Raw genomic sequence first — 22583 nt, forward strand, 5'->3', positions numbered from 1 at the left:
GCCGGCCTAGATTTGTTCGCCGAGCAGGATCCTCGCGTCCTTGGCCGCGACGATGAACGCTTGGCGTGCGACCCTTGGCGGCTTTTCGCCGCGGATAACAGCAAGGCAGGCTGCCATTGCAGCCAGTCGCGTCTTGGAGGTTGGCGTCGGCCAGTCCCTCAGCAGCACTTCAGCCGCGTCGGAGACAGACAAAACGACCCTGTTGCGATCGATCCGACCGGGTTGAACGACAATCGGCTTTCTGAAACGTCTCGTGCGCACGACACTCTCCAAAGCGAGGAGTATGTTAGCCGCGTCTGATCTTGTTCGCCACCTCAAATATTAATTGTTGCCGGACTTGCCGCTGTCCTGTCCATGGTAGGTGTATGGTATTTCACCCACCCGCGCAGTTTGGCGTAATGCAGGTGACCGCCACGAAGGTGATCTGCCTGCCACAAAGGCGTGAACGACCATGATCTATTTCACGGCCGACACGCATTTCAGCGATCCCCGCGTCCTGCGTATCGATCGCCGCCCATTCGGCTCGCTGGCGGAACACGATCGAGCGCTGATTTCGCTCTGGAACGAAACCGTCAACCCGGATGACGAGATCTGGCATCTCGGCGACTTTGCGAAGGGATCGGCCGAATTCGTTGCATCGCTCCTGTCGTCGCTTCATGGCGAGAAGCATCTGATTATCGGCAACAACGATGGCGCGGCGACCATAGAGGCTGCGGGTTGGGCCAGCACACAACATTACAAGGAACTGACGATAGACGGCAGGTTGCTGATCCTATGCCACTATCCTTTTCGCACCTGGAATCAGATCGGCAAGAAATCGATCGATCTGCATGGCCATTCCCACGGCAGGCTGAGCCCGGTCACACGCCAGTACGACGCCGGCGTCGACAACTGGGATTTTCGCCCGGTCACCCTTTCCGCCATCCTTGCGAGCCGACGGCGGCGCACGGCCGGCCGCGAAATTCGACGCATGTGATCAAAAACGCGGATTATCCCGGCTGTTGCTGGCAGGTCGGCGAATTTCGCTACTTGGCGCCCCTCAGACACCGTTTGAACCTGACGTCCTTAATCGTGCACTCCGGGCTGAACGTTTCTGCCATCTGGTGCGTTCTCCCGGGCAGAGGGCGTAGCGACCGCAACATCGTCACCCATTGCCATAACGAGGAAGCACCGGAACGAGCGAGATGACCGAGCACAGAGGCACTCAGCCGAGCGAGCCAAAAGGCACCGTGATCGCATTCTCCGCGCCGGGCTGCGAGCCTCTCTACGCTCACGAGCGGGAAGCCATAGCTGCCGTCGCCCGCACGATTGCCACCCTCAAGGGGTTTGCCTTCCGGCAGGGTCTAGGCAGCGGCAGCAGCAATGGCGGGGGCTTGTACTTCGTGCCGGACGACAGCTTGCTTGCCAGCGATGCGGCGCGGCTGGGCATCAACCGGCCGCAAGACCTCTTCGGCGGCGTGGTGCCTTGGCGCTTCGCAACCACCAAGGCGATAACCCACGAACTGGTCGACGACTTGGCCGAGCGACCGAAAGAATGGTCAACCGGCTTCGGCAGAACTGTCGGCGCAGCAGTATTGCCTGGCTACACCGTGTTTTCGCGGCACGATGCGCTGCGAGCAGCGCGACGCCTGCTGAGGCTCGGGCTGGCCCGACTTAAGCCGCCGCTTTCCTCGCGAGGCCAGGACCAGCACATCGTTCGCACGGTCGCTGACGTCGAGAGACTGCTCGAGCAATACCGCTCGGCCGACCTGGACGAGTGCGGTCTGGTGCTCGAAGCCGACCTTCGTGACGTCGTCACATTGAGTGTTGGCATAACCGAGATCGACGAAGTAATGGTCGCCTACTACGGCATTCAAAGGACGACGACGGATAATGCAGGACAATCCGTTTATGGCGGATCGGATCTCATTGTAGTGCGCGGCGGATGGGAAGCTCTCGAAGACCTTCAGCTTCCTCGCGCACTGGCTTTGGCAATTGCGCAGGCGAGGGCCTATGACGCGGCGATGGCTGAGTATCCTGGATTTTTCGCCTCGCGGCGCAACTACGATATCGGCCAGGGTGTCGATTCGTCCGGTATCTGGCGATCCGGTGTGCTCGAGGCCAGCTGGCGTATTGGCGGCAGCAGTACTGCCGAGCTTGCGGCAATAAAAATTATGAAGCAGGACCCGGACATCCAACTGGTGCGTGCGTCCGCAGTTAAGAAGTTCGGCAATACCAGCCGGATACTGGTCAACGCGGACGTGCACTTTCAAGGAGAAGACCCCGATGAGGGTCCGATTACGCGCTATACCGTCGTCACGCATGCGACCCGGGAGCCGCCAAAGAAAGCGGCGGATTAGTGTCTTAAGCTTGGTGCGATCGTCTTGCACTGCTTGCGCGTCGATGGTCGCTGCACAACCCTGTGCCATTTGCGCCGTGCCAAATTAAAAATCGCAAAACGCTTAGGCCAGGGAACATCCGTGGGTAGCACGCGTTCAATAGCGGTATCCGGGGAGCGGCCATGCCAACCATCTACAACAAACGGCAGGATTCGGAGGGTCTGTGGGAAGTCTATTGACGAGGAGAGCGAGGAAGCCGTCATAGTTGACGGTTTGCCGCTTTCCGGCCTGGATGAAATCGAAGCCAACGAAGCCATTAGAAAACTCAAGCGGGGTGAGGTGACTTCCGACAACATTCCGCCGACGGCTCAGTCTGGCTGGCCTCCGACCAAAGACCGGATATGATGGGTTCAACATGTTGACCCATCGGTCGGTTTCGAACCGAGAGCGGACCGTTTCAGCGTCGCAAGATCCGAATCGCGTGAGCAGCGAACGTCGATAATTCCCGTCAGTGGCAAATCGCAAACCTCTAGGATTAGCCGAAACACCTATCCACTTCGTCATCCTAGGGCGGAGCAAGGAGCGAAGCGACGCGGCGTAGACCCTAGGATCCATGCCGTTACCCAAGCCGAAGAATGCAGCGGCCCAGAACCTAATGCTACCACCCCGTTCCGCGAAAAAGCTCGAATTATTCTGGATTGGACTTCTCGATCAACTCTATCTTCCACTGGCGCGGCCAGCGCTTCAGCGACTTCTCGCGCTGGGTGGCGACGCGAATGTCGAAATGCTCCTCGTACCAGACCAGTCGCTGCACGCCGTAGCGGCTGGTGAAGCGCGAGCCTTCGCCGGATCTGTGCTCCGGCATGCGGCGGCCGAGATCATTGGTGACGCCGATATAGATCGTGCCGCGCTTCTGGCTCGCGGTCATATAGGCATAGCCGGTCATGGTTGAAGGGTACCTGCCACCGTTGCGGATAGAAGTGCCGTTCTGAGCCGCTGCATTCTTCGGCTGATGTCACGGAATGGATCCTAGGGTCTGCGCCGCGTCGCTTCGCTCCTTGCTTTGCCCTAGGATGACGAAGACGTGGTGGCCTGTAGCAAACCGCCAGCGTTTGAGATTGGCTGCAGGTCGACCGGCAGCCACCGTCAGTCAAAGAACCAGGTCGTGTCGCGACAGGTGGTGTAGCTCGGCGGTAGCGAAGCCGCTCGCGAGCGCGCCCCTCGATAGCGCTGTAGCGAGAGTGAGCGGCTTCGAAATATTCGGGCCCTGCCAAAACGCGCTCGCATTCCTGGAGGATCGCGGCAATCCGTGGTGCCCTATCGCCGTAGGTTTCCGACCAAGCCCTGGATCAGCGCGAGGGAGGTTGCAGGGGCCACATTTCCAGTGCATTCTTGCTGACATCCATGACCAAACAGTATCTTAACCACCAGCTGGAATGCCCTTATTGTCTGACAATAAGACTGAGGATTCGGGCCGACGCCCGCCCTGAGGACGGGATCGTTTGCGACGACTGTGGCGAATTCCTGGGTACATGGGACGATCTGCTTACCGATTTTGAAAAGCAGGGCGGACAGGATGGAGTGTTCCGTCTCGACAAGGGCCGTATCAAGCGGATCGATTGAGCCGATTGCCCGGCGCGGTCTGACTGGCGCGCGGCCTAACTGGGGCACAGGCCCGAAAAGCGAGCGGCGCTGCGCCTCGACCCCGAGGCGTCGGAAAATTTCCAGCGGCTCGACTCATCAGGGAACTTGTTGCCGGCCGGCGGGGTTATCGGACGCCTTCCTAATTGGGGAGGCTAGCTCCAACCTCAGCGGGAGACGACCATGCCAACTGCGAAGAAAGCCGCGAAAGCGACAACCAAGGGTCTTGAGGACCTGTTCCTCGACGGGCTCAAGGATCTCTACTACGCCGAAAAGAAAATACTGAGGGCCCTGCCGAAAATGGCGAAAGGTGCCGAGTCAGAAAAAGTGACTGCTGCCTTCGAAAAGCATCGTATTGAAACGGAAGCTCACGTCGATCGCCTCGAGGAGGTATTCGAGAAATTTGGCAAGGCAGCACGCGGCAAGACCTGTCCGGCGATCGACGGCATCATTGAAGAAGGCTCGGAGATCCTCGAAGAATATGACGGCGCTCCTGCGCTCGATGCCGGACTGGTCGCAGCGGCGCAAGCCGTCGAGCATTACGAGATCGCCCGGTACGGCACTCTAATCGCCTGGGCAGAACAGATGGGAAAGGCCGATGTCGCCGCTCTTCTCAAAGCGACGCTCAAGGAAGAGGTCGCGACGGACGAAGCGCTGACGGGCCTAGGCGAGGGTGGTGTCAACCAACGTGCCCTTCAAGCGGCCGCGTAGTTCCTCATGACATGGCTGGCGGAGCTCCGGCAGGATGCCAGGGGCTCCGCTCAGAAGATGCAGAGTATCGGGCAGCAAATTTGCCTGAAACTGCCGCGTCAGCTGGCAGTTCAGAGCCGGCTCGAGGATCGGTGACGCTGCAATTGCTGTTGCTGGGTGGCACGCCTGAAACTGGAAGCGCGGCGGCTCGCTGGACAAGAGCTATGCCTCGGTGCCGGGTGGATGGAACATCTGCCGACCCACGCCGTTGATATGCTCGTCAGGCGAAAGGGCTGCATATGTCAAAACTTCAGGCGGTGACTCCAGAGCATTTGCAGCGGCTCAAGCTCGAGGCGTCTGCTTACTTTGGTCCGAAAGTGCTCCACGAAGCATTGTTGCGTCTTTGCCAGGCTTGCGGAAGCGATAGCCTTGACCGGTTCGAGAAGACCATGGTCGATCAGATCGAGGCAATGCAAGGTGAGAGGGCCGATTTCGAGACAATGAAGGAATTTGCCATCGAACAGCTTTACGCCTGCGTTCGCGAGGTCAGTTGTTCGCCGAAAATGAAACAGCCGCTGGAGGAAGCAGAAACCCGAAGGACGCCTGGTCGGTCGGAAGAGCCGAAAACCCTGGAAGACCAGTTGCAGGCCGGGCTTGAGGATTCTTTTCCCGCGAGCGACCCGCCTGCCGTGGTGTCCACGGCGATATCCGGCGGGGCGAAAAAGTTGGTTGGGACTGACGAAGTCCTGAAAAAGCAGCGAGAAGAGGCGGCTAAGAACAACGAGCGGTCATAGACGGCCGCCCGCTGGACTTGCCGCGGAGCCCGGCCATCGGGCGAACCGATGGCGAATTGACATCGCTGATGACCCAGTGGGCGGATCCCTGACCATGTTCCAAACGCGGGACTCGCCGCAACTGGAGCTCAGCCGCGCAAGCAGGGCGTGTGCGTTGCCCAATCCGAGATTTTCCAGCGACTTATTTCGACGTCCGGAACGATCCAAACCTTCATGCATTTAGCTAGGTCTGCGTTCATCAACTCTTTCTTGCTGGGAGCTGGACCATTGTCCTCCAGGGGCTACCCCTTGGCCAACCAGGAAACGGATGAAGTTTCCATCGTTGACCTGATACCCGCCCTGCGAGCCTTCGCCCGCACCTTCTGCCGTGTTCCCGACGATGCCGACGACCTGGTCCAGGAGACATTGACCAAAGGGCTCGCCAACATCGACAAGTTCGAGCCCGGAACGCGTATGAAGTCATGGCTCTTCACCATCATGCGCAATACCTATTATACGCGCATCAAGGCCGCCGACAGGGAAAAGCCAGGCCTGCTTGACTGCGCCTCCGCAATCCCGATCACGGAAGCGACGCAGGAGTGGTCCGTTCAGAGCAAGGAAGTCTCTAACGCGGTCCAGAGGTTGCCGGAGCATCAGCGCGAGGTTCTGATGCTGATCGGGGTTCTTGGCGTCAGCTATGAAGAAACTGCCGAAATATGCGGCTGCGCGGTGGGAACGGTAAAAAGCCGCCTTAACCGAGCGCGTGCCAGCGTGCTGGAATACCTCGGCGAAAGTTCGTTGCAGACATTGGTGGAAAGACGCAATCCCTTGCCAGAAGCACAGGGAAATTTCGCAGTCGACAGGCGTCGATAGCTAGAGCAATTCAGGAAAAATGCGTAACGGTTTTCCGTCCGGAGCGGTTCGGCGGTTCTGTCAAAAGCTAAACCGCTCTAGTTCCTCTGCACGGTGGATTTGGTTCTTTGACTGACGGTCGCTGCAGGCCGGCCTGCAGCCACCATCTCTGACGCTGGTGATTAGCCACAGGCCACCATGCCTTCGTCATCCCAGGGTCTGCGCCGCGTCGCTTCGCTCCCTGCTCGCCCTGGGATGACGAAGTGGAAAGATGGTTCGGCCAATCCTAGAGGTTTGCGATGTGCCACTGAAGGGGGGCTGTGGACGTTCCCTGCCGATCGCCGACCTGTCAAATCACTGTGTCGCGGGACTAGTCCTGTTTCTTTGCTTTGCATCGACGCTTCTCGACAAGCGCATTCTGCAGTTGAACCGCAAGGTTGGTCAGCCGGTCGGGGACCTTTTCCTGCTCGATAGCAGTCAGCAGAAATGCAATCTTCCGGTCTATTGCCAGCCGGAGTTTCGGGCTGATGCTATCGTCGCTCGAGCGAGACATAGTGTTCTCTTAACGAATCAGTCCCTTCACCAGTGTGGTGACGGCAATCAGAGCTTGCAAGGATTCGCGCGCCGTCCTCACAGTCAGCGCCGTCCCTTGCACAGCCCGTCCCTTGCACAGCCCGTCCCTTGCTCAGCATTGTGTGTCGAAGCTGCGGGTCTCGTCGGGGAAGCTATCCTTTCCCGTCGGGTCCTCCCGGCAATATTGCCGTGCGCTCGACAATTCGACTCTCGCGACCTCGACTGGCCACTGGTCATGATTGGCGTCTGCGGTTGCAGCAGTCAGTCTTAGGAGAGCCGATCTGCGGCGTGATACTGATCGGAGTTGATCCGATTGCCATCGAGCCGGCGTTGGTCGGTGTGCTGCTCCAAGGCTCTGTTGGACAAAGCCGCATTTCCTCGACCTCGTCCTTGGCCCAAATCGTCATCGCGCCGGCGCCGGAGCCTTTACCTGACGGCAGAGATGATGTCTATCTTGCCGCCGGATGCCATCTAGTCCTCCTTCGGATTGTGGGCACTCACAGGTGCCCTTGTCTCTTTGGTGCCCTTTTCTCTTTGGTGCCTTTTCTCTTTGGTGCCTTGTCTCTTTGGTGCCTTGTCTCTTTGACGCCCCAACAATCATTGGGCCGTAATGTTCCGTCGGATGCCGTAAGAAGAAAGGCATTTCCGTCCCACAGCCGGAACGGCTTCTCGCCGTCTACCACGACCTGCATGCCGCCGGCTTCGGCGAGGCGGTGAACATCGGCACGATCCAGCGCCGGCGATCCGCGATAGGAGTAATTCAGAAGTGCTGCCATGCCTGACGGTTTCAGAACACGCGCAATTTCCTTGAAGTACCGCTCCGCCAGGCCAGCCAGCACCAGGTAGGGGAAGCTGTCGACAGCCAGCACGCAATCGAAGCTTGCGTTGCCGAAATCGGCAAGATCGAGACCAGAGGTCGGCCGCAGGTCGACATTGCGCAGCCCGGCACATCGCCGACGGGCGACCGAAATCATCTCCAGGGATATGTCGATGCCGACGATCCGGTGCGCTGCATCCGAGAGCGCGCTTTCGAAGCGCCCGATGCCACAACCAATGTCCAGTATGTCCTGGTCGGGGCCGGTGAAGCCTTGCCCCTGCAACCATGTGACGATCTCGTCGGTGGCGGCGGTGAGTTTCTCCTCGTCTCCCAACGAAGACAGCTGAACGCTCGCCGCATGGGAAATTGTCGCCGCGGCATCAAAGCCGGCGGCCAGCCGCCTGACGACCGCGGCGTCAGTTTCCCATTCATCGCGTTCGTGGCGGACGGCCGCACCTGTTTCGCGCAGCGTGGCGAAGATGTCAGGCCTGTGACGAAGCAGATCGGCGATCCGCTGCAGTCTGTCGCGTTTTCGCAGGTCGGGTGAACTCATTTTCAGCGCCACATCGGCCAATTCTGCGGCATCGACCCCCGTCTCGAAGCGCAGCGCCAGTCTGGCAATGATGGCTTCGACGCAGGCGCCGTCGGCCATGCACTCCTCGATCACCATTTTTGCTGTCGATGCCGCCTGGGGCGATGGCTTTCGTCCGGTGGTGCTCATTGAGCCATGCTCCGCGTCCAGACCTTTCGCATTGTCCATTGGTCGACGGCGCCCCAGCCATATTTGTAGCTCTCCTGGCCACGCAGAAAATCGAACTCCCGTGCTCCTTCACGGGCCGCTTCGGCAATCGCGTGACCGATCAGGATTGCGCCGGGACTTTCCTCGGCATAGGCCGGATCAAAACCGCCAAGGTAGGCGTAGGCGCGGTGGCGATGATGAAATCCGTAATAGGCGCCGACGACCGCATCATCGATAGCAACAAGCCAGCATCGGACAAGACCCTGTGCGGCAAGGATGGGAAGCGCCTGCCGATGGAATTCTTCTGCAGCCGGATCGGCCAGAACGCCGTCGCCACGCCCGGCCCAACGCGCGCCGTGAAGGCGGATCAGGTGATCGAAAAACGCTTTGAGATCGGCCTGCGCCGGTATGATGGATACGCAGCCGCGCCGGCGTGCGGCATTGTGTGCGCGGCGCAACTGGCGTCTTCGCCGCGCCGGAACGCAGACCGCGAGCGCATCGTCGCCAGCGATCGGCAGCACGGGACAAGCGGCGTGGTCGACGAGTTGACCCACCTCCAGCGCAGGGTGCGTAATAGTGAGACCGGCAGCACCGGCCGGTAGGTCCGGTAAAATCCATTGCGACCAATTGATTGCAAGAACCCGGTCGGCGATGACGGCGGCGACAGCCGCTTCGATACCGGGGAAACACAGGACATCCAGATAGTCGCTCAATGAAATCCCAACCGGAAGCAGTCTCGACCCGGAAGTGGCGTGTTCCAGGTAAAGCGGTGCCAATCCCACCAGATTGTCGCCTCGCCAGACAGCGATCGTCGCCAGTTCTCCGGGCGCGAATGCGCGCCACCACGGCACCAGCCAGGCGGGGCTTTGGAACGGCGTCGCTGTCCGGCTGTGCGCCCAGAGCTCCCACCAGCGCGGCGCCAGCGCCTCAAGGGCGGCCGGATCGTCGATGATCTCGGAGCGGAGCATGAAAGCCGCTCACTGCACCGCCGCGCGGCGCCTGCGGCCGGCACCAAGCCCTGCCAGCGTCTGGTAGGCGTCCATGTAAGACGAAATCATTTGGTCGAGCGAAAAGCGCCGCCGCGCCTCGGCCCGGCATGTCTCGGCATCAAGGCCGGAGGCTGCGACGATGGCCTCCGCCATCTCACGGATGTTGTTGACCAGAAAGCCCGTCTTGCCGTGTTCGACCACGTCCGGCAGCGCGCCGTTTGGACAGGCGACGACCGGCGTGCCGCAGGCGAGAGCCTCCATCGCGACAAGCGAGCTGGTTTCCGCGGCAAGGCTGGGAATGACCAGGCAGCGGGCGGCGTTGAGAAAGCGCCGCTTTGCGACGAAGCCAAGCGGACCGAGGAAGCGGCGGCGCTTGTCGAGGCGCGGCTGGACTTCGTCACGAAAGTACAGCGTGTGTGTTTCATAGGGGTAGACCTTGCCGCCGATGATCAGCGGCACGCCAGCCTGTTTGGCCGCGTCCAGTGCCAGGTGGATGCCCTTTTCAGGGCAAATGCGGCTGAGCACCAGCGCGAAGTTGCGCTTTGACTGCCGACTACTCAGCGCGTCGATATCGACGCCGTTTGGAATGGGTGCCAGCAGCCTGGCATCCGGCGGCGCGGTCCTCTGTTGGGCGATCGAGACGGCGTGAAGCCATAGATCGTCGCGGACAGTGCGCAAGGCATCTGCGGGATACCAATCGAGCGGCAGGTGCAGGCTTACAAGGGTCGGGCCATCATCAGGCAGATAGGCATCAAAATCGATGCCGTGCAGATGAACCACGTCGATCGGCCAACGGGCGCGTGCGACTTCTATCGCGGTGCGGTGAGAGCGCTGTGCCCGTTTCTTCGCCGCATCGTCGAGCACACCCGGTTCAGCAGGCGTCTCGATGAGCACGCCCGCCGCTTTCGAGCCCCGGCAACCGATCACGATGGAAGCGTGTCCCGCGCGCACGAGTGCCTGGTCGAGCATCGACAGCACCTGCTCGGCACCGCCAACCGCATCCGGGCCGACTGGCGCGAGAGGGTAGGCGACGTTCAGGACGGTGAGGGTCATGGCCGGTCGAGCCCAAGCTCCTCATGCGCAGCGGCCGCGGCGTGAAGCCAAACCGCCGGCTCGAAACCGAGCGGCAGCGCCTCGTAATAAAGCCTGCCGTGGTTCGGCAGCGCCAGGAAATCATAGGCGGGCGCCACCCGGAAACGTTCGGCGCGCGCCGTAAACGGCGCCAGCGTCCGTTGCTGTGTCCGGTGGCAGGCCAGCATGCACTGCTTTCGTTCGAAAGCCGCTTCCGTAAGGTGGAGTTCAATGCACTCACCGCCGGGATCGCTGTTGAAGTCCTGGAGGACTGCGCCCTCAGGTCCGGCGGAATAGAACGCCATTTCGACGATGGCCGGCGCCTGGCGTCCGTCGCGGCGCAGCAAATGGCAGGCCGCATGGACGGCAAAGGCGGTGGCGTCATGATCAGGGTGACCACCTTCATAAGGATGCGTACAGACGAAGCTGACGTCGCGATCGGCCAAAAGGCCGGTCAGATCCCGTGCGAGCGAGCCAAGATTTCCGGCGGCTTGCTTGTCGGGATAGCCGAGGCTGATCAGGGCCGTAGACGGCAATCCCGCTGCCGCCAGCGCCGTCTCCAGCTCCTTATGGCGGGCCTCGGCATAGTCCTGCCACGTCTCGAAGCCGTGTGCTCGCGCGTCTTCAAGGTCTCGCGGCGCGCCGTCGGTGACATGGACGATGCGAGATCCGCGCAAGCCGGCAAGATGCCCGCCGATGCCGATGGTCTCGTCGTCCGGATGCGCGACAACGATCATGATTTCAGCACCGTCAGAGCAGTGCGGAGCAGCACCTAGCAACAAGGCCGCGAATTCGGCAAGCGGTCCGGACCTGTCGGGTGCGTGTTGCATGACACACTCATGCTGCCGAAGCCCGCACCGCTCTGACCGGCGAGACAGCCAAGGCGGGAGCGTAGCGGCGGGTCATCGTCGCGCAAAACTCCGCGAATTCCTCCGGCACCAGCGGCGGACTGGTGTGATGCGGCATCACTCCACGGTGCTCCGGAGTGAAGCAGAAGGTGATGGTCACGTCGAAATCGGCAAGTGCTTCCATCTGCCGGTCGTACCAATCCAGCGCATTCGGCCTGAAACTGTCGGCCCAGGAGAGCCCGGTGCGCAGATTGGTGACGCCCAGCCGTTTCATCCAGGCGACGGCGTCCTCCAGCCGGGGATCTTCAAAATGGAACCATTGCACCAGTCCCATGTCGGGTGCGTAACGCAGGAATTCCTCGAGCGCGGGTTTGGGCGTACCGTCTTCGCGTAGCAGGCCCATGTAGAAGTGGCGATAGTAGGAGGAGCCTTCGGCCTCGCGGTGACGCGTCGTTGCCCCCCATTCGCGCGGAAGATCGTAGAGGCTGTACCATTGCACGCGCGAGGCATTGCCGAGCAGCAGTTCGGCGCTCCTGCGCAAACCCCAGAGCTGTACCTCCTCCGCCCCGAAGCTCGACACACCAACTTCGCTGACCCATACGGGAAGATCGGTGACGGTCGAAATCTCGCCGATCTTCTGGGGCCATTCCTGAATCTGCCAGAGATTCCAGTCGAGTGGGAAGCCATGCACACCGACGGCATCGACATGGTCGAGCACCCCATATTGCTTCATGAGCGCCATGAAATCGGCATCGATCGGCGAAATGCCGCCCAGTATCCTGGTCACGGCCGGGTTTGCCGATCCGATCGCATCGGCGGCCAGTGTTGCCATGTTGGCAAAGCGGCTCCAGTCGGGGTCGAGTTCGGGATCCCAATGGGATTTGTTGTTCGGCTCGTTCCAGATCATCGCGGCTTCAATCATGAAGTGGTCCTTTCGACGGGTAGACGGCGCCGCCGCCGGCCGGCTCACCGGCGGCGCGGCAGAAATAAACCTCTTGCTCCGGGTGCAGCACGATCTCGAAGCCGGCGCTGCGCAGCATCGCTTCGGTGCAGGCGCGATTGGGAATCCACCAGTTGGTCGGGTCGTCGGCATAGCGATGCTCGACGAAATGCAGCTTCGGAAACTCCGGCCGGTCGAACAGATCGTGGGTCGAGAAAGGATAATTCTCATCGAGTGCAGGCAGTTCGATGCTGCCGCGCTGCATGGACTGGAAGATCATCAGGTCGCCGGCAACGTGCTCCCGGATCAGATCGAGAGCGAGCAGGGGGTGGCGCAGGTGATAAAGCACGCCCATGAACAGCACGATGTCGAATTTCTCCCGCAAGGCGCCGACGTCGTAGACCGACAGCTGCTGGAATTCGATGTCGCAGTCCGCGATTTCGGCGGCGAAGCGCGCCTGCGCCAGATAGGCTTCATCGAAATCGATGCCGAGGACGCGGCCGGCGCCTCGTCGCTTCATCTCGATCGAGTAGAAGCCGGCGTTGCAGCCTATGTCGAGCACGGCCTTGCCGGACAGGTCGGCAGGAATGGCGTCGGCGAACTTGCGCCATTTGTTCAGGGGATAGTTGCCGAGGAAATGGTCGGGGGCGGTTTCGACGCCCGCCAACTCCATGTTGTGGAACCACGGGCCAAGGGCATCGATGCGGCGGCGGATTTCGGCGTTCGAACGCAGCATGGCTAGCCTCCTTCGCCTGGATGGCTTGGTATTTGCGCCTGCCCCGGCAGCACGAATATGAGGTTTTTCGGGTCCTCCAACGTAGTGTCGTTGTTCTCGAGCAGCCGAAGCGCCGTGCGGTAGCCGTTGAACGTGCCGACGTCGACATAGGCGGTGCCTGCCTTGACGCCGCAAGCCTCACCACCGACCGCCAGATGGGCGTTGATCAGGGTGCCGACATATTCGTCGCTTTGATCCCGCTCGCGCCAAAGCGCGGCAAGCTGGTGAAGAATGCGGCCCGGCATCTTGAACGCCCCCCAAATCCAGTTCGATGCGGCGCCTTGTTGCTTGACCTGGATCTCCTTCACCCGGTCATCCCCGTCGAGAACGACGGCATCGAAGAGTTCCGGGTGATCCACCGGGAAGAGCAAGAACGACAGCCGGTCGTCCGGCAGGCGGCAAAAGCCATCTTCCGGAAACCAGATCGTGTCGGGCAGGCCGATCAGAACCGTCTCGTCCGGCGCGACCAGCGGCGCGGCGCGGAAGATCGCGTCGCAAAGCCCGACGGGGTTGGGCTGCACGACAAACAATGCGGCGGCGTCGCCGTAGCCGGCGGCGTAGTATTCGAGAATGTCGGATTTTCCCGATCCGATGACGAAGCAGATTTTGTCGACGCCGTTGCGCACCATGCGACGCACCAGATATTCGCTCACCGCGCAAGGACGCTCGGTCTGGCCGTCGATGCGGCTGCCGACCGGCAGCAGCTCCTTTGAGAAGCCGAGCGGTTGAATGCGGCTGCCGCGGCCGGCGGCGGGCACGATGCCCAACATCAGATTGCTTCCTTCAACGGCTCGCCCGCCGTCAGGCCCTGCCCCGCCGTCAAGCCCTGCAATGAATCGGACAGGAGGCGGTCCAACTCCCTGGCGCGCTGCGCAGAGGTGTGTTCGTCCAGCACCCGCTCGCGCGCCCGGCGCCGGATGGCGTCGACTTCGCTGTCGGGCAAGCCGACTGCCGCGACCACGTCGTCGGTGGTGTCCGCCAGGATGATCTCGCTGCCGGGCTGGAAAAAACTGCTCAGCCCGGGCCAGGTGTCGCTCACGATCGCCGCCCCGCAGGCTGCCGCTTCGAACAGCCTGCCCGAAGGACACCAGCCCCTCTTGGCCATTGCCTCGCGGGTCACGTTCAGCGTCAGGCGCGATGAGCAGAAGAAGGCCGGATGATCCGCAGGCGGAAGGTGCCTGACAAAGAAGATGTTTTCGCCCCACGGAAATTCGTGCGGATATTGGGCGCCGCCGATGACGAAGCGGTGGTCCGGCAGGCGCGCTGCCGTGCGGACCAGCAGCTTTTCGACTCCGGCCTGGCGATCGGCCGCATAAGTTCCGAGATAGGATAAATCCCCGGCGAATTCAGCCCGGGGCTCGGCCGGCCGGTGTCGCTCGGGATCGACATGGCCGTAGAGAGGCAAGACACGGCGGGCGCCCAGCAGCGCTTTTAGCGCATCGATTGCGGTTCCCCCCGTGTAACTCAGGACGAGGTCGAAATCGCGCAGCCCTTCCGGCCCGTAATACGCCGGTCGTAGACCTTGTTCGATCCGGGCGAGTGTGACCGGCGTGTCGAGATCGTAGAAAACTTTCAGCCCGCGACAGGCCTGCTGCGCCAGGCGCGATGCTTCCACGGCGTCGGGACAATAGGACGTGATGATGACGACGTCCGATTGCCCGATCGCCTGTTCCGCGACATGGCGAATGTCCTCCCACTCCGGATAGAGAACGACATTGCCGCCATCGAGATGATCAAGATCGCGTGCGCCGGCATAATATGGGGTGTTGCGTTCGAAAAAGCTGACCGACCAGCCCAGCCCGCCCAGCGCACGGATCAGCCCGCGCCACAGCGTCGCGTGTCCGTTTCCCCACGAGGAGGTGACGGTGAGACCGAAAATGACCATACGCATCCGGCAGTCCTCGTCAGGCGGCTTCGTTTAGTCGGATCAGCTTGGAGCCCCAGTCACCGGACACGACCGTGGTGATCGAAGCGGGGTCGATGTCGAAGCGAAAACAGTCTCCCAGCGGCAAGCCGAGCACCTTGCAGACGGCGGCTTTGATCACGTCAGCATGGCTGACCAGTGCCACGGACTGATTCTGATAGCCTTTGCGAAGCTGCTGCATCAGCGAGACGACACGTTGCTGGACGTCCAGCATGGTCTCGCCGCCGGGCGTCCTCGCCTGCTGACGTTGACTGTTCCACACAAGCCAGCCGGCGTCCTGGTTCAACTCTTCGAAGGTCTTTCCCGACCACGCGCCGAAGTCGATCTCATCGAGTTCCTGGCGGATTGTAATCTTCTCGGGGCTGCAGGCGATTGCGATCGGTTTTGCGGTTTCCATGGTTCGTTCGCGCGGGCTGCAACAGATGGCCGCTAGCGGCCGCGGCGCCAAGTGGCTGGCCAGGCGCAAGGCTTGTGCCCTGCCGGTTTCGCCGAGGCAAACTCCAGCCATGCGTCCGGCAAGATAGTTGCCCACATTGTCGTGCGCCGCATGGCGGATCAAAAGGAACGTCGTCGTCATTCCGCGGCATCAAGCATCGGCTCGTCCCTCCCGGCGATGAAAGACAGCGTGCGCTGGCGTGCCTCGGCATCGGTGAACTGCTCGGGCGGCGACTTCATGAAATAGCTGCAAGGGCCGGTCAGCGCTCCCGCGATGCCGCGGTCAAGCGCCAGTTTAGCGCAGCGGACAGCGTCGATAACAACTCCGGCCGAGTTGGGCGAATCCCATACTTCCAGTTTGAGCTCTGCATTCAGCGGCACGCCGCCGAACGTCGTGCCTTCGACGCGGATGTAGGCCCATTTTCGATCGGTAAGCCAGGGAACATGGTCGCTGGGGCCGACATGGATGTTGCCGGCCTCCAGGGGGACGTCGAACTGGCTGGCTACGGATTGTGTTTTGGAAATTTTCTTCGATTCCAGCCGCTCGCGTTCCAGCATGTTGAGGAAATCGGTGTTGCCGCCGAAATTCAGCTGGTAGGTGCGGTCGATGCGGACGCCGCGCTCGCGGAACAGATTGGCGAGCAACCGGTGCACGATCGTCGCGCCGACCTGGCTTTTGATATCGTCGCCGACCAGCGGCAGACCGCGCTGTTCAAAGCGCCGGCGCCATTCAGCCCGCGATGCGATAAAGACCGGTATGCAGTTGACGAAGGCGCAACCGGCCTCGAGCGCGCACTCGGCATAAAAACGCGTAGCTTCTTCCGAGCCGACCGGCAGATATGAGACCAGGACGTCTGCGCCGCTTTCACGAAGCAGCGCGCTGACATTCGCGACAGGCTCTTCTGCCTCCTCGATCTCATCGCGCAGATATTTGCCGATGCCGTCAAGTGTCGGTCCGCGCTCGACGCGAACGCCGGTTGCCGCAACATCGGCAAAGCGGAAAGTGTTGTTAGGCGCATTGTATATGGCTTCCGCCACATCACGCCCAACTTTGCCCTTGGCGACGTCGAAAGCACAGACCACCTCGATGTCATCGACGTGATAGCCGCCGAGATTGGCATGCATCAGGCCCGGTATCGGCTCATTGCCCTTGGCATCCCGATAATATGAGAGGCCCTGGACAAGGGAAGACGCGCAATTGCCGACGCCGGCTATTCCAATCCGTACCTTTTTTGATCCCACGAAACTGCCGCCATCGCTGTTGAAGGTAAGTTCCTCGCGCCGAACTGTCAGCTGCCGGGAATGTTCCTTGCGACCTGGAAAAATCACGAACTTCCATTCGGATCAAAGCTGCGCCCTGTGTTTTGCGTTGCCTGGGCTGACCGACCTCAGCGCCGGAGGCCTCAGTCGAGGCTTCGCAGCATATCCGCTTCTTTTTCCAGGATGGTGGCCACTTCCTCGCGCTCGAGGTGTGTCATCATCAGGCTCACACAGCATTCGAGGTAGGTGATCGAGGCACGTCTCAGAAAGGCAGCCGTTTCCCTTTCAGCCATTTGCTCGATGTCCTTGGCGGATCGTTTTCGATGCACGGGTCCGTTCTCCATGCCGATACCTTCGCCCAACGGCGAGGTCGACCGGATGTTCCCATAATGAGAAAAAGTGAAAGCGCCTGTGGCACGGTCACCGTCTCACCATGACCATGCCCGCGGGCAGCTCTCCCTCACCTCAGGCCGGCAGGTTTTGCAGTCGGCCTGAAGCGGACTTGACGCTTGTCGCAATTGGGGAAATTCGATGCTCGTTACGGCTGGCTTCGAGCTCCGTAAAATAGCTGATCGTCTGCATCAGGCCTTGCTTGAGCGGCACCTTTGGCGCCCAATCGAGAAGGGTTTTTGCTCGGGAAATATCCGGTTGCCGCCGGCGAGGGTCGTCTTGCGGCAGTGGCAGGAATTTGAAGCCCGAGTTGCTGTAGGTCATATCTCTCACCAAGCCGGCCAGTTGAAGAACGGTGAACTCCCCGGGATTGCCCAAATTGACCGGTTGGCGCGGATTGGGATCGACATCCATAAGACGGACCAGACCGTCAACCAGATCGGAGACGTAGCAGAACGACCTGGTCTGCAGCCCGTCGCCGAATATCGTCAGTGGTCTCTTCTCGAGCGCCTGCATCACCAGGTTCGAGACGATCCGGCCGTCGGCAGGATCCATCCTCGGACCATAGGTGTTGAAGATGCGCGCGACCCGGATGTCGGCCATTTCGGTTCTCAAATAGTCGAAGCACAAGGTTTCGGCGGTGCGCTTGCCCTCGTCATAGCAGGCACGAGGACCGGTGCAGTTCACGTGACCGACATAGTCTTCCCTTTGCGGGTGCTGTTCGGGATCGCCATACACTTCGCTTGTCGATGCCTGCAGGAAGCGCGCATTGTTTTGGGCGGCGAGCTCAAGCAGATGGAGGGTTCCGATCACGCAGGTTCGCGTGGTGTGAACCGGATCGGCTTGGTAGCGCGGCGGCGATGCGGCGCACGCCAGGTTGAAAATGCGGTCCACCGGCTCAGCAAGGTCCAATGGTCGGCAAATATCCTGCTCGATCAGCCGGAAACGAGGGCGGTCCATCATCGAGACGATGTTTTCCATCCGACCGGTAAGAAAATTGTCGACACAGATCACGCGGTACCCGGCCTGAAGCAGTGTTTCGCAAAGATGCGAACCGAGGAAACCCGCGCCGCCGGCGACAAGCGCCGTTTTGGTCCGTTGCGTCCTTCTTGATTGCCGCATCTCTATTTTCTCCTGTCTGCCAGTCATGCTGCACTTTCGACGCCCAGATCGAGAGCTGGACGTGCCGATCTTGGCCGCGCCAGCAGCGAAACGAATTCGCGGGCTCTCGCGGCGCTCGTATGTGCCGCCAGGATCGTTGCACGCGCTCGCCTGGCCATAGCCAGCCTGACGCGGTCGGATTGGCTGGACAGGATATCGATCACGTCTTCGGCTTGGCCGGCCGTGTTGATCGTGGCTGTCGGAAAGAAGCTATCCAGACCGGTCCAGCGATCGCTGATGATCGCCGTGCCACAGGCAGCCGCCTCGAAGAGGCGTACGCTGGGAGACCACCCAGCCGCTATCATGGAGCTGCGCGTGACATTCAACGTATAGCGCTGGCGGCTGTAGAACGAGGCGTGGTCCGCCGGCGGCAAGTGCTCGATGCGATCGACGTTGCTTGGCCAGACGGTCTCGGACGGGAATTGCGAGCCGGCCACGACGAAGCGACGGTCCGGCATGCGTCTTGCCGGTTCGAGCAGGAGAGCATCCAGCGTCGCCTGCCGGTCCGAGCTGTAAGTTCCGAGATAGCCAAGGTCCCAGCAGATTGGATCGGCCGTTCGGCGATGCCGCTCCGGGTCGACCGAGCAGTAGAGCGGCTCGGCGCGCCGTGCACCGAAGTCCGCCGCCAAACGGGCGAGCGTTGGCCCGCCGGTGAATGAGAAATAGACATCGAAATACGGAATTTGCCGTCGGCATATGTAGTCGCAATCATCGGCGGCGAGCTTTGCCAGCGTGACCGGCGTGTCGATGTCGTAGAAGCAGAACTGGCCCGTGCACAGGGAGGCGACGATGTCGATGACCGCTCGCCCCTCCGGAACGAAGGACCCGACCACCACGACATCGGCCTGCTGCAGATAGCCGGCATAGGTCCGACGAAGATCGTTCGTCGTTTCGTAGTAGCGCAATGTGCAGAAATCCGGGTCGCGCAGATCGCGATGGCTTGCGTACCATGGCACGTCGCGTTCGAGGAAGGTGATGCGATGGCCGAGCTGGTGCAGGCCCTTGAGCAACCCGCGAAAGGTCGTGGCGTGACCGTTTCCCCATGAAGAGGACAAAGACAGGCCAAGAAAGACGATATCGAGCCGCTTGGTCATTCGGCTGCCTCCACGGTGGGGCGCTCGAAATGACGCCTGAAGACAGCGTCGGCCACAGCTGCCCTTAACGCATAGGTATGCTCGGCGAGAACACGCCGAAGCGCAGATGCGCCGATCGCCCTTGCCCGCTGGGGTGTAAGGGTCCGCATGATTTCGGCGACATCATTGCCATCGCGCGCCACCAGGATCTCTTCCCCGGGGGCCAGGAACAATTCAACGCCGAGCCAGGCGTCGGTGATGAGGCATGCGCCGGCACCCGCAGCCTCGAAGACGCGCGTGGCAGGCGAAAAGCCGTTGGCGGCCATGCTGTCGCGGCTGATGTTCAGCACCGCCTTGGGGGTGACATTGAACGCATTGTGGTCGCGCGTCCCGACGTGGCCGAGCCATGCGACATTTGCCGGAAGCTGCTTGTCACCCCAACCCGATCCGCCGAGCAGGAAACGCTGATCACCCGAACGGCTGGCCGGATCGAGGAAGAAAGCTTCGACGCGTGCCTCGCGGTCCGGCAGACGGTTGCCGAGAAAGGCGAGATCGCAAGCGAAACGCTTGTCCTTCGCGACCGGATGGTGCGTTTCGGGATCGAGCGCATTGTAGATCGGCACGCATTCGGCAGCCCCCAGCGCACGATAGGCCCAGACAACCGGATCGCCGCCGCCATAGGTGAGAACAAGGTCGATTTCCCGCAACGCGCGGTGCAGGGGGTGATCCGGCTCGTCGCGCAATTGGCCCAGAGTGGCCGGTGCGTCGACATCCCAGAACACTGTCAGCGCATCCGTACGGGCGTGGTCGAGCACGGCGCGCAACAGCGCGTCGTCCTCGAAGCCTACTCCGCTCGCCTTGACGACGATGTCGGCTTCGCCTGCGCTTGCTGCCACCTGCATCAGCGCATGCGGGGTCGCCTCGTAGATGACGACGTTGCACCAGTCCGGTGCCTCGATATCGCGGTTCTTCTGCCTGTCGTAGACGTCCGGTTCATAGAAAGTGATCTCGTAGCCGAGCTGAGAAAGAGCCTTCAGCAATCCGCGGTAATAGGTCGCCGCGCCGTTCCAATAGGACGACAGCAGGCTCGATCCATAAAACGCAATCTTCATGCGACTGTCTCCTCTATGGCGATGCGATCGATGGCTTGGCGGTTGCCGCATTCGGCGAGCACGTCGAACAGCTCGTCCGCCCGGTGCCGGCAAGTATGTCGCGTCCGGATGGTTTCGAGGCCGGATTTCACCAGAGAGGAGGCCAGGTCAGCATCGTCCAGCACGTCGCGAAGATGACGGCACATCTCGGATCCGTCGCGCGCGAAAAGAAAGTCGATGCCTGGCCTGAAGAGTTGCTCGACATCGGCCCAGGGCGCCGACACGAGCGGGATGCCACAGGCGAGCGCCTCGAACATGCGGATCGTCGGGATGCCGGGTAGACTCTCCCAATACGGGCGCCGCGGGATGTGGACGGTAACGCGGTGTGCCGCGAATGCCTTGGGCACGTCGGCATTGGCAATCCAGCCTTCGTAACCCAGGCCGGCGGCGGCAAGATCGTCGAGCGCTTCGCGTGGATAGCGCACGCCATGAACAGTGCCGCCCAGGCCAAGTTCTTCCACCGGATCGATCAGGAATTCCTTGATTTCGGCACTGCGCTCGTCATCGCCCCAGTTGCCGATCCAGATCAGGTCGGCTGTCGGGTCGATCTCCGGGTGCGGCTTGAACAGGCGCTCATCCGCCGCCTCGTGCCAGGTGAAAGCACGTTTGCCCCAGCCGGCGCGAAGATAGCTTTCCCGCAACGCCTCGCCGAAGGCGAGCACGCCATCATAATGCTCCAGCCGCAGAGCCGAGATCGCCTGCGTCGCCGAGACGGCGCGATGGTGGGTGTCATGGAACAGAAGCGTGAAGCCCCCTCCATTCGCCTTTGCCCTGCCGATCCGCTCGACAACGTCCGGGTCAGTCCATTCGTGGACGATCACCACATCGGCGTCGTCAATCCAGCCTTCATGGTCGAAGGAGGCGTCGTAGGTCACTGACATCAGCTCCGGAAAATCCTTTCTGAAGCGCTCGACCGCGAATGGCCCTTTCTCTGCCAGCAGGTTCGAACGGCTCCAGCCGTCTGCTGGCTCCAGCGCGATCGCCTGGTGCCCACGTGCAACCAGTTCCCGCATGATGCCGCGCAGGAAATGTGCGTTGCCGTGGTTCCAGTCGGAAACGACCGAATGGCTATAGAACAGGAACCGCATTGTCAGCGTTCCGCAACGGCCAGGGCGGCCCGATCGTAGATGTCGTGCATGGCCGCCGCTTGCCTTGCTGGTGAAAATTTGCGCGCTCGGCGTGCGGCGGCTTCGCCGAGCCGGCGCCTATACTGGGCGTCGTCAGAGAGACAATCGACACATCTGGCGAGATCGCGTGGATCATGGACGTCGTAGAACATAGCCGCGCCATTCCACAATTCGCGATAGGTCGAGATGTCGGCAAGCACCAAAGGTGTTGCTGACGTCGCTGCCTCCAGTGCGGCAAGGCCAAAGGGTTCATAGACGGACGGCGATACGAAGATGCCGGCCCGCGCCATCAACCGACGCACCTCATCGTGGCAGACAGAGCCCAGAGGAACGACGTTGCTGAAATTGGCGCTTTGGCCATCGGCGCCCTCGATCGGCCCGGCAGCAAAGACCGGCCATTTCGTCAGCGCTGCTGCCTGGTCCAGCGTAGCTGCGTTCTTTCCTTCGTCCCACCAGCGCGCGGCGGCGAGGACCACTGGTTCGCGCCTCTCTGCCTTTGGACCCGGCCGTGTGCCGTTGCTGACTACGCTCAGGCGGGCGATCGGCCCGTAGCAGGCCTCGAGCATGTCGGCATGGCTGCGGCTGGGCGCGATTACCGCATTTGCCCGATCGAAACCGCGTCTGTTGCGGTCCTTCTGCCAGCTCCATTCGCCGTCCGCAGCCTGTCCCCTGACGGCGTGGAGCCAGGTCACAACGCATGAATGCGAGACCGCCACGACCGGGCAAGGCACATCAAGTCCCACGGCCTGCGTCGGCGCATTGAGATGGACGAGGTCGATCGCGTAATCGCGAACAAGTGCGCGCAATTCCTGCGGCAATCTTTCCAGATCGCCCTCATTGCGGGTCATCCAGTCCGGCAGTGTCTTGAGCCACGCCAAGGCCGCGAAGGCCTGTGCCTCCTTCGCCTGCTCCTCGGATGGTTCCGGGCCTAACCCGGCGAGCACGATCCTGTCGCCGCCGCGAGCCAACTCCCGCGCCAGATCAAGCGCGTAGCGCCAGACGCCGCCGACGGCATCGACGGTCATCAGGATTCGCC

General features: G+C 61.4%; 23 protein-coding genes. 5 read left to right on the top strand and 18 right to left on the bottom strand.

Annotated elements, in window-relative coordinates:
* Positions 1–6 precede the first annotated feature (6 nt).
* On the bottom strand, positions 7–261 hold the full coding sequence (locus tag NMG70_RS03880) for a DUF982 domain-containing protein (RefSeq protein ID WP_254023305.1): 255 nt from the start codon (positions 259–261) through the stop codon (positions 7–9).
* Positions 262–451: 190 nt separating this feature from the next.
* Between NMG70_RS03880 and NMG70_RS03885 the strand changes: the two genes are divergently transcribed.
* On the top strand, positions 452–976 hold the full coding sequence (locus NMG70_RS03885) for a metallophosphoesterase family protein (protein WP_254023306.1): 525 nt from the start codon (positions 452–454) through the stop codon (positions 974–976).
* Between the two features lie 208 nt (positions 977–1184).
* Complete coding sequence (locus NMG70_RS03890; RefSeq protein ID WP_254023307.1) at positions 1185–2339, top strand: DUF3182 family protein; 1155 nt, start codon at positions 1185–1187, stop codon at positions 2337–2339.
* A gap of 667 nt (positions 2340–3006) precedes the next feature.
* On the opposite strand, the gene NMG70_RS03895 is transcribed toward NMG70_RS03890, so the two are convergent.
* Positions 3007–3264: a GIY-YIG nuclease family protein gene (locus tag NMG70_RS03895; RefSeq protein ID WP_254023308.1), complete on the bottom strand. Its 258-nt coding sequence runs from the start codon at positions 3262–3264 to the stop codon at positions 3007–3009.
* 878 nt (positions 3265–4142) lie between these two features.
* Here NMG70_RS03895 and NMG70_RS03905 point away from each other — a divergent pair.
* The 3 genes from NMG70_RS03905 (at position 4143) to NMG70_RS03915 (ending at position 6295) form a co-directional block, all read left to right on the top strand.
* Complete coding sequence (locus NMG70_RS03905) at positions 4143–4670, top strand: YciE/YciF ferroxidase family protein (protein ID WP_254023310.1); 528 nt, start codon at positions 4143–4145, stop codon at positions 4668–4670.
* A gap of 278 nt (positions 4671–4948) precedes the next feature.
* Positions 4949–5443, top strand: a complete 495-nt coding sequence (locus NMG70_RS03910; protein WP_254023311.1) for a hypothetical protein — start codon at positions 4949–4951, stop codon at positions 5441–5443.
* Positions 5444–5731: 288 nt separating this feature from the next.
* A complete protein-coding gene (locus NMG70_RS03915; RefSeq protein WP_254023312.1) occupies positions 5732–6295 on the top strand; it encodes a sigma-70 family RNA polymerase sigma factor in 564 nt (187 codons plus the stop codon).
* A 1049-nt stretch (positions 6296–7344) separates the two neighbouring features.
* Here the strand turns inward: NMG70_RS03915 and NMG70_RS03920 are convergent.
* From NMG70_RS03920 to NMG70_RS03995, 16 genes are all read right to left on the bottom strand, one after another.
* Positions 7345–8316, bottom strand: a complete 972-nt coding sequence (locus tag NMG70_RS03920) for a class I SAM-dependent methyltransferase (protein WP_254023313.1) — start codon at positions 8314–8316, stop codon at positions 7345–7347.
* A 65-nt stretch (positions 8317–8381) separates the two neighbouring features.
* The gene (locus NMG70_RS03925) at positions 8382–9371 is read right to left on the bottom strand and encodes a GNAT family N-acetyltransferase (RefSeq protein WP_254023314.1); all 990 of its coding nucleotides are present in this window, start codon (positions 9369–9371) and stop codon (positions 8382–8384) included.
* A 9-nt stretch (positions 9372–9380) separates the two neighbouring features.
* A complete protein-coding gene (locus tag NMG70_RS03930) occupies positions 9381–10445 on the bottom strand; it encodes a glycosyltransferase family 4 protein (RefSeq protein ID WP_254023315.1) in 1065 nt (354 codons plus the stop codon).
* Positions 10442–11293, bottom strand: coding sequence for a PIG-L deacetylase family protein (locus tag NMG70_RS03935; protein ID WP_254023316.1), 852 nt, complete (start codon positions 11291–11293; stop codon positions 10442–10444). Before NMG70_RS03935 ends, NMG70_RS03930 begins: the two co-directional genes overlap by 4 nt.
* A gap of 7 nt (positions 11294–11300) precedes the next feature.
* Entirely contained in the window at positions 11301–12233 is a 933-nt protein-coding gene (locus NMG70_RS03940) for a glycoside hydrolase 5 family protein (protein ID WP_254023317.1), read from the bottom strand.
* On the bottom strand, positions 12226–12987 hold the full coding sequence (locus NMG70_RS03945) for a TIGR04290 family methyltransferase (RefSeq protein ID WP_254023318.1): 762 nt from the start codon (positions 12985–12987) through the stop codon (positions 12226–12228). Before NMG70_RS03945 ends, NMG70_RS03940 begins: the two co-directional genes overlap by 8 nt.
* A 2-nt stretch (positions 12988–12989) precedes the next feature.
* A complete protein-coding gene (locus NMG70_RS03950) occupies positions 12990–13796 on the bottom strand; it encodes a sugar phosphate nucleotidyltransferase (RefSeq protein WP_254023319.1) in 807 nt (268 codons plus the stop codon).
* The gene (locus NMG70_RS03955; protein ID WP_254023320.1) at positions 13796–14917 is read right to left on the bottom strand and encodes a CgeB family protein; all 1122 of its coding nucleotides are present in this window, start codon (positions 14915–14917) and stop codon (positions 13796–13798) included. Before NMG70_RS03955 ends, NMG70_RS03950 begins: the two co-directional genes overlap by 1 nt.
* Positions 14918–14930: 13 nt before the next feature.
* Positions 14931–15527 (bottom strand): histidine phosphatase family protein, encoded by a 597-nt coding sequence (locus NMG70_RS03960; RefSeq protein ID WP_254023321.1) that lies wholly within the window; start codon positions 15525–15527, stop codon positions 14931–14933.
* Positions 15524–16627 (bottom strand): inositol-3-phosphate synthase, encoded by a 1104-nt coding sequence (locus tag NMG70_RS03965; protein WP_254023322.1) that lies wholly within the window; start codon positions 16625–16627, stop codon positions 15524–15526. Before NMG70_RS03965 ends, NMG70_RS03960 begins: the two co-directional genes overlap by 4 nt.
* 161 nt (positions 16628–16788) lie before the next feature.
* Positions 16789–17007: a hypothetical protein gene (locus tag NMG70_RS03970; protein ID WP_254023323.1), complete on the bottom strand. Its 219-nt coding sequence runs from the start codon at positions 17005–17007 to the stop codon at positions 16789–16791.
* A 103-nt stretch (positions 17008–17110) separates the two neighbouring features.
* The gene (locus NMG70_RS03975; RefSeq protein WP_254023324.1) at positions 17111–18157 is read right to left on the bottom strand and encodes a UDP-glucuronic acid decarboxylase family protein; all 1047 of its coding nucleotides are present in this window, start codon (positions 18155–18157) and stop codon (positions 17111–17113) included.
* Positions 18158–18180: 23 nt separating this feature from the next.
* On the bottom strand, positions 18181–19290 hold the full coding sequence (locus NMG70_RS03980; RefSeq protein WP_254023325.1) for a CgeB family protein: 1110 nt from the start codon (positions 19288–19290) through the stop codon (positions 18181–18183).
* Positions 19287–20381: a CgeB family protein gene (locus tag NMG70_RS03985; protein ID WP_254023326.1), complete on the bottom strand. Its 1095-nt coding sequence runs from the start codon at positions 20379–20381 to the stop codon at positions 19287–19289. The genes NMG70_RS03980 and NMG70_RS03985 overlap by 4 nt, the downstream gene beginning before the upstream one ends.
* Positions 20378–21508, bottom strand: a complete 1131-nt coding sequence (locus NMG70_RS03990) for a CgeB family protein (protein WP_254023327.1) — start codon at positions 21506–21508, stop codon at positions 20378–20380. The genes NMG70_RS03985 and NMG70_RS03990 overlap by 4 nt, the downstream gene beginning before the upstream one ends.
* 2 nt (positions 21509–21510) lie before the next feature.
* Entirely contained in the window at positions 21511–22572 is a 1062-nt protein-coding gene (locus NMG70_RS03995) for a glycosyltransferase family 4 protein (RefSeq protein WP_254023328.1), read from the bottom strand.
* Positions 22573–22583 lie beyond the last annotated feature (11 nt).

This window comes from Mesorhizobium ventifaucium (assembly GCF_935822925.1).
Lineage (GTDB): Bacteria > Pseudomonadota > Alphaproteobacteria > Rhizobiales > Rhizobiaceae > Mesorhizobium > Mesorhizobium ventifaucium.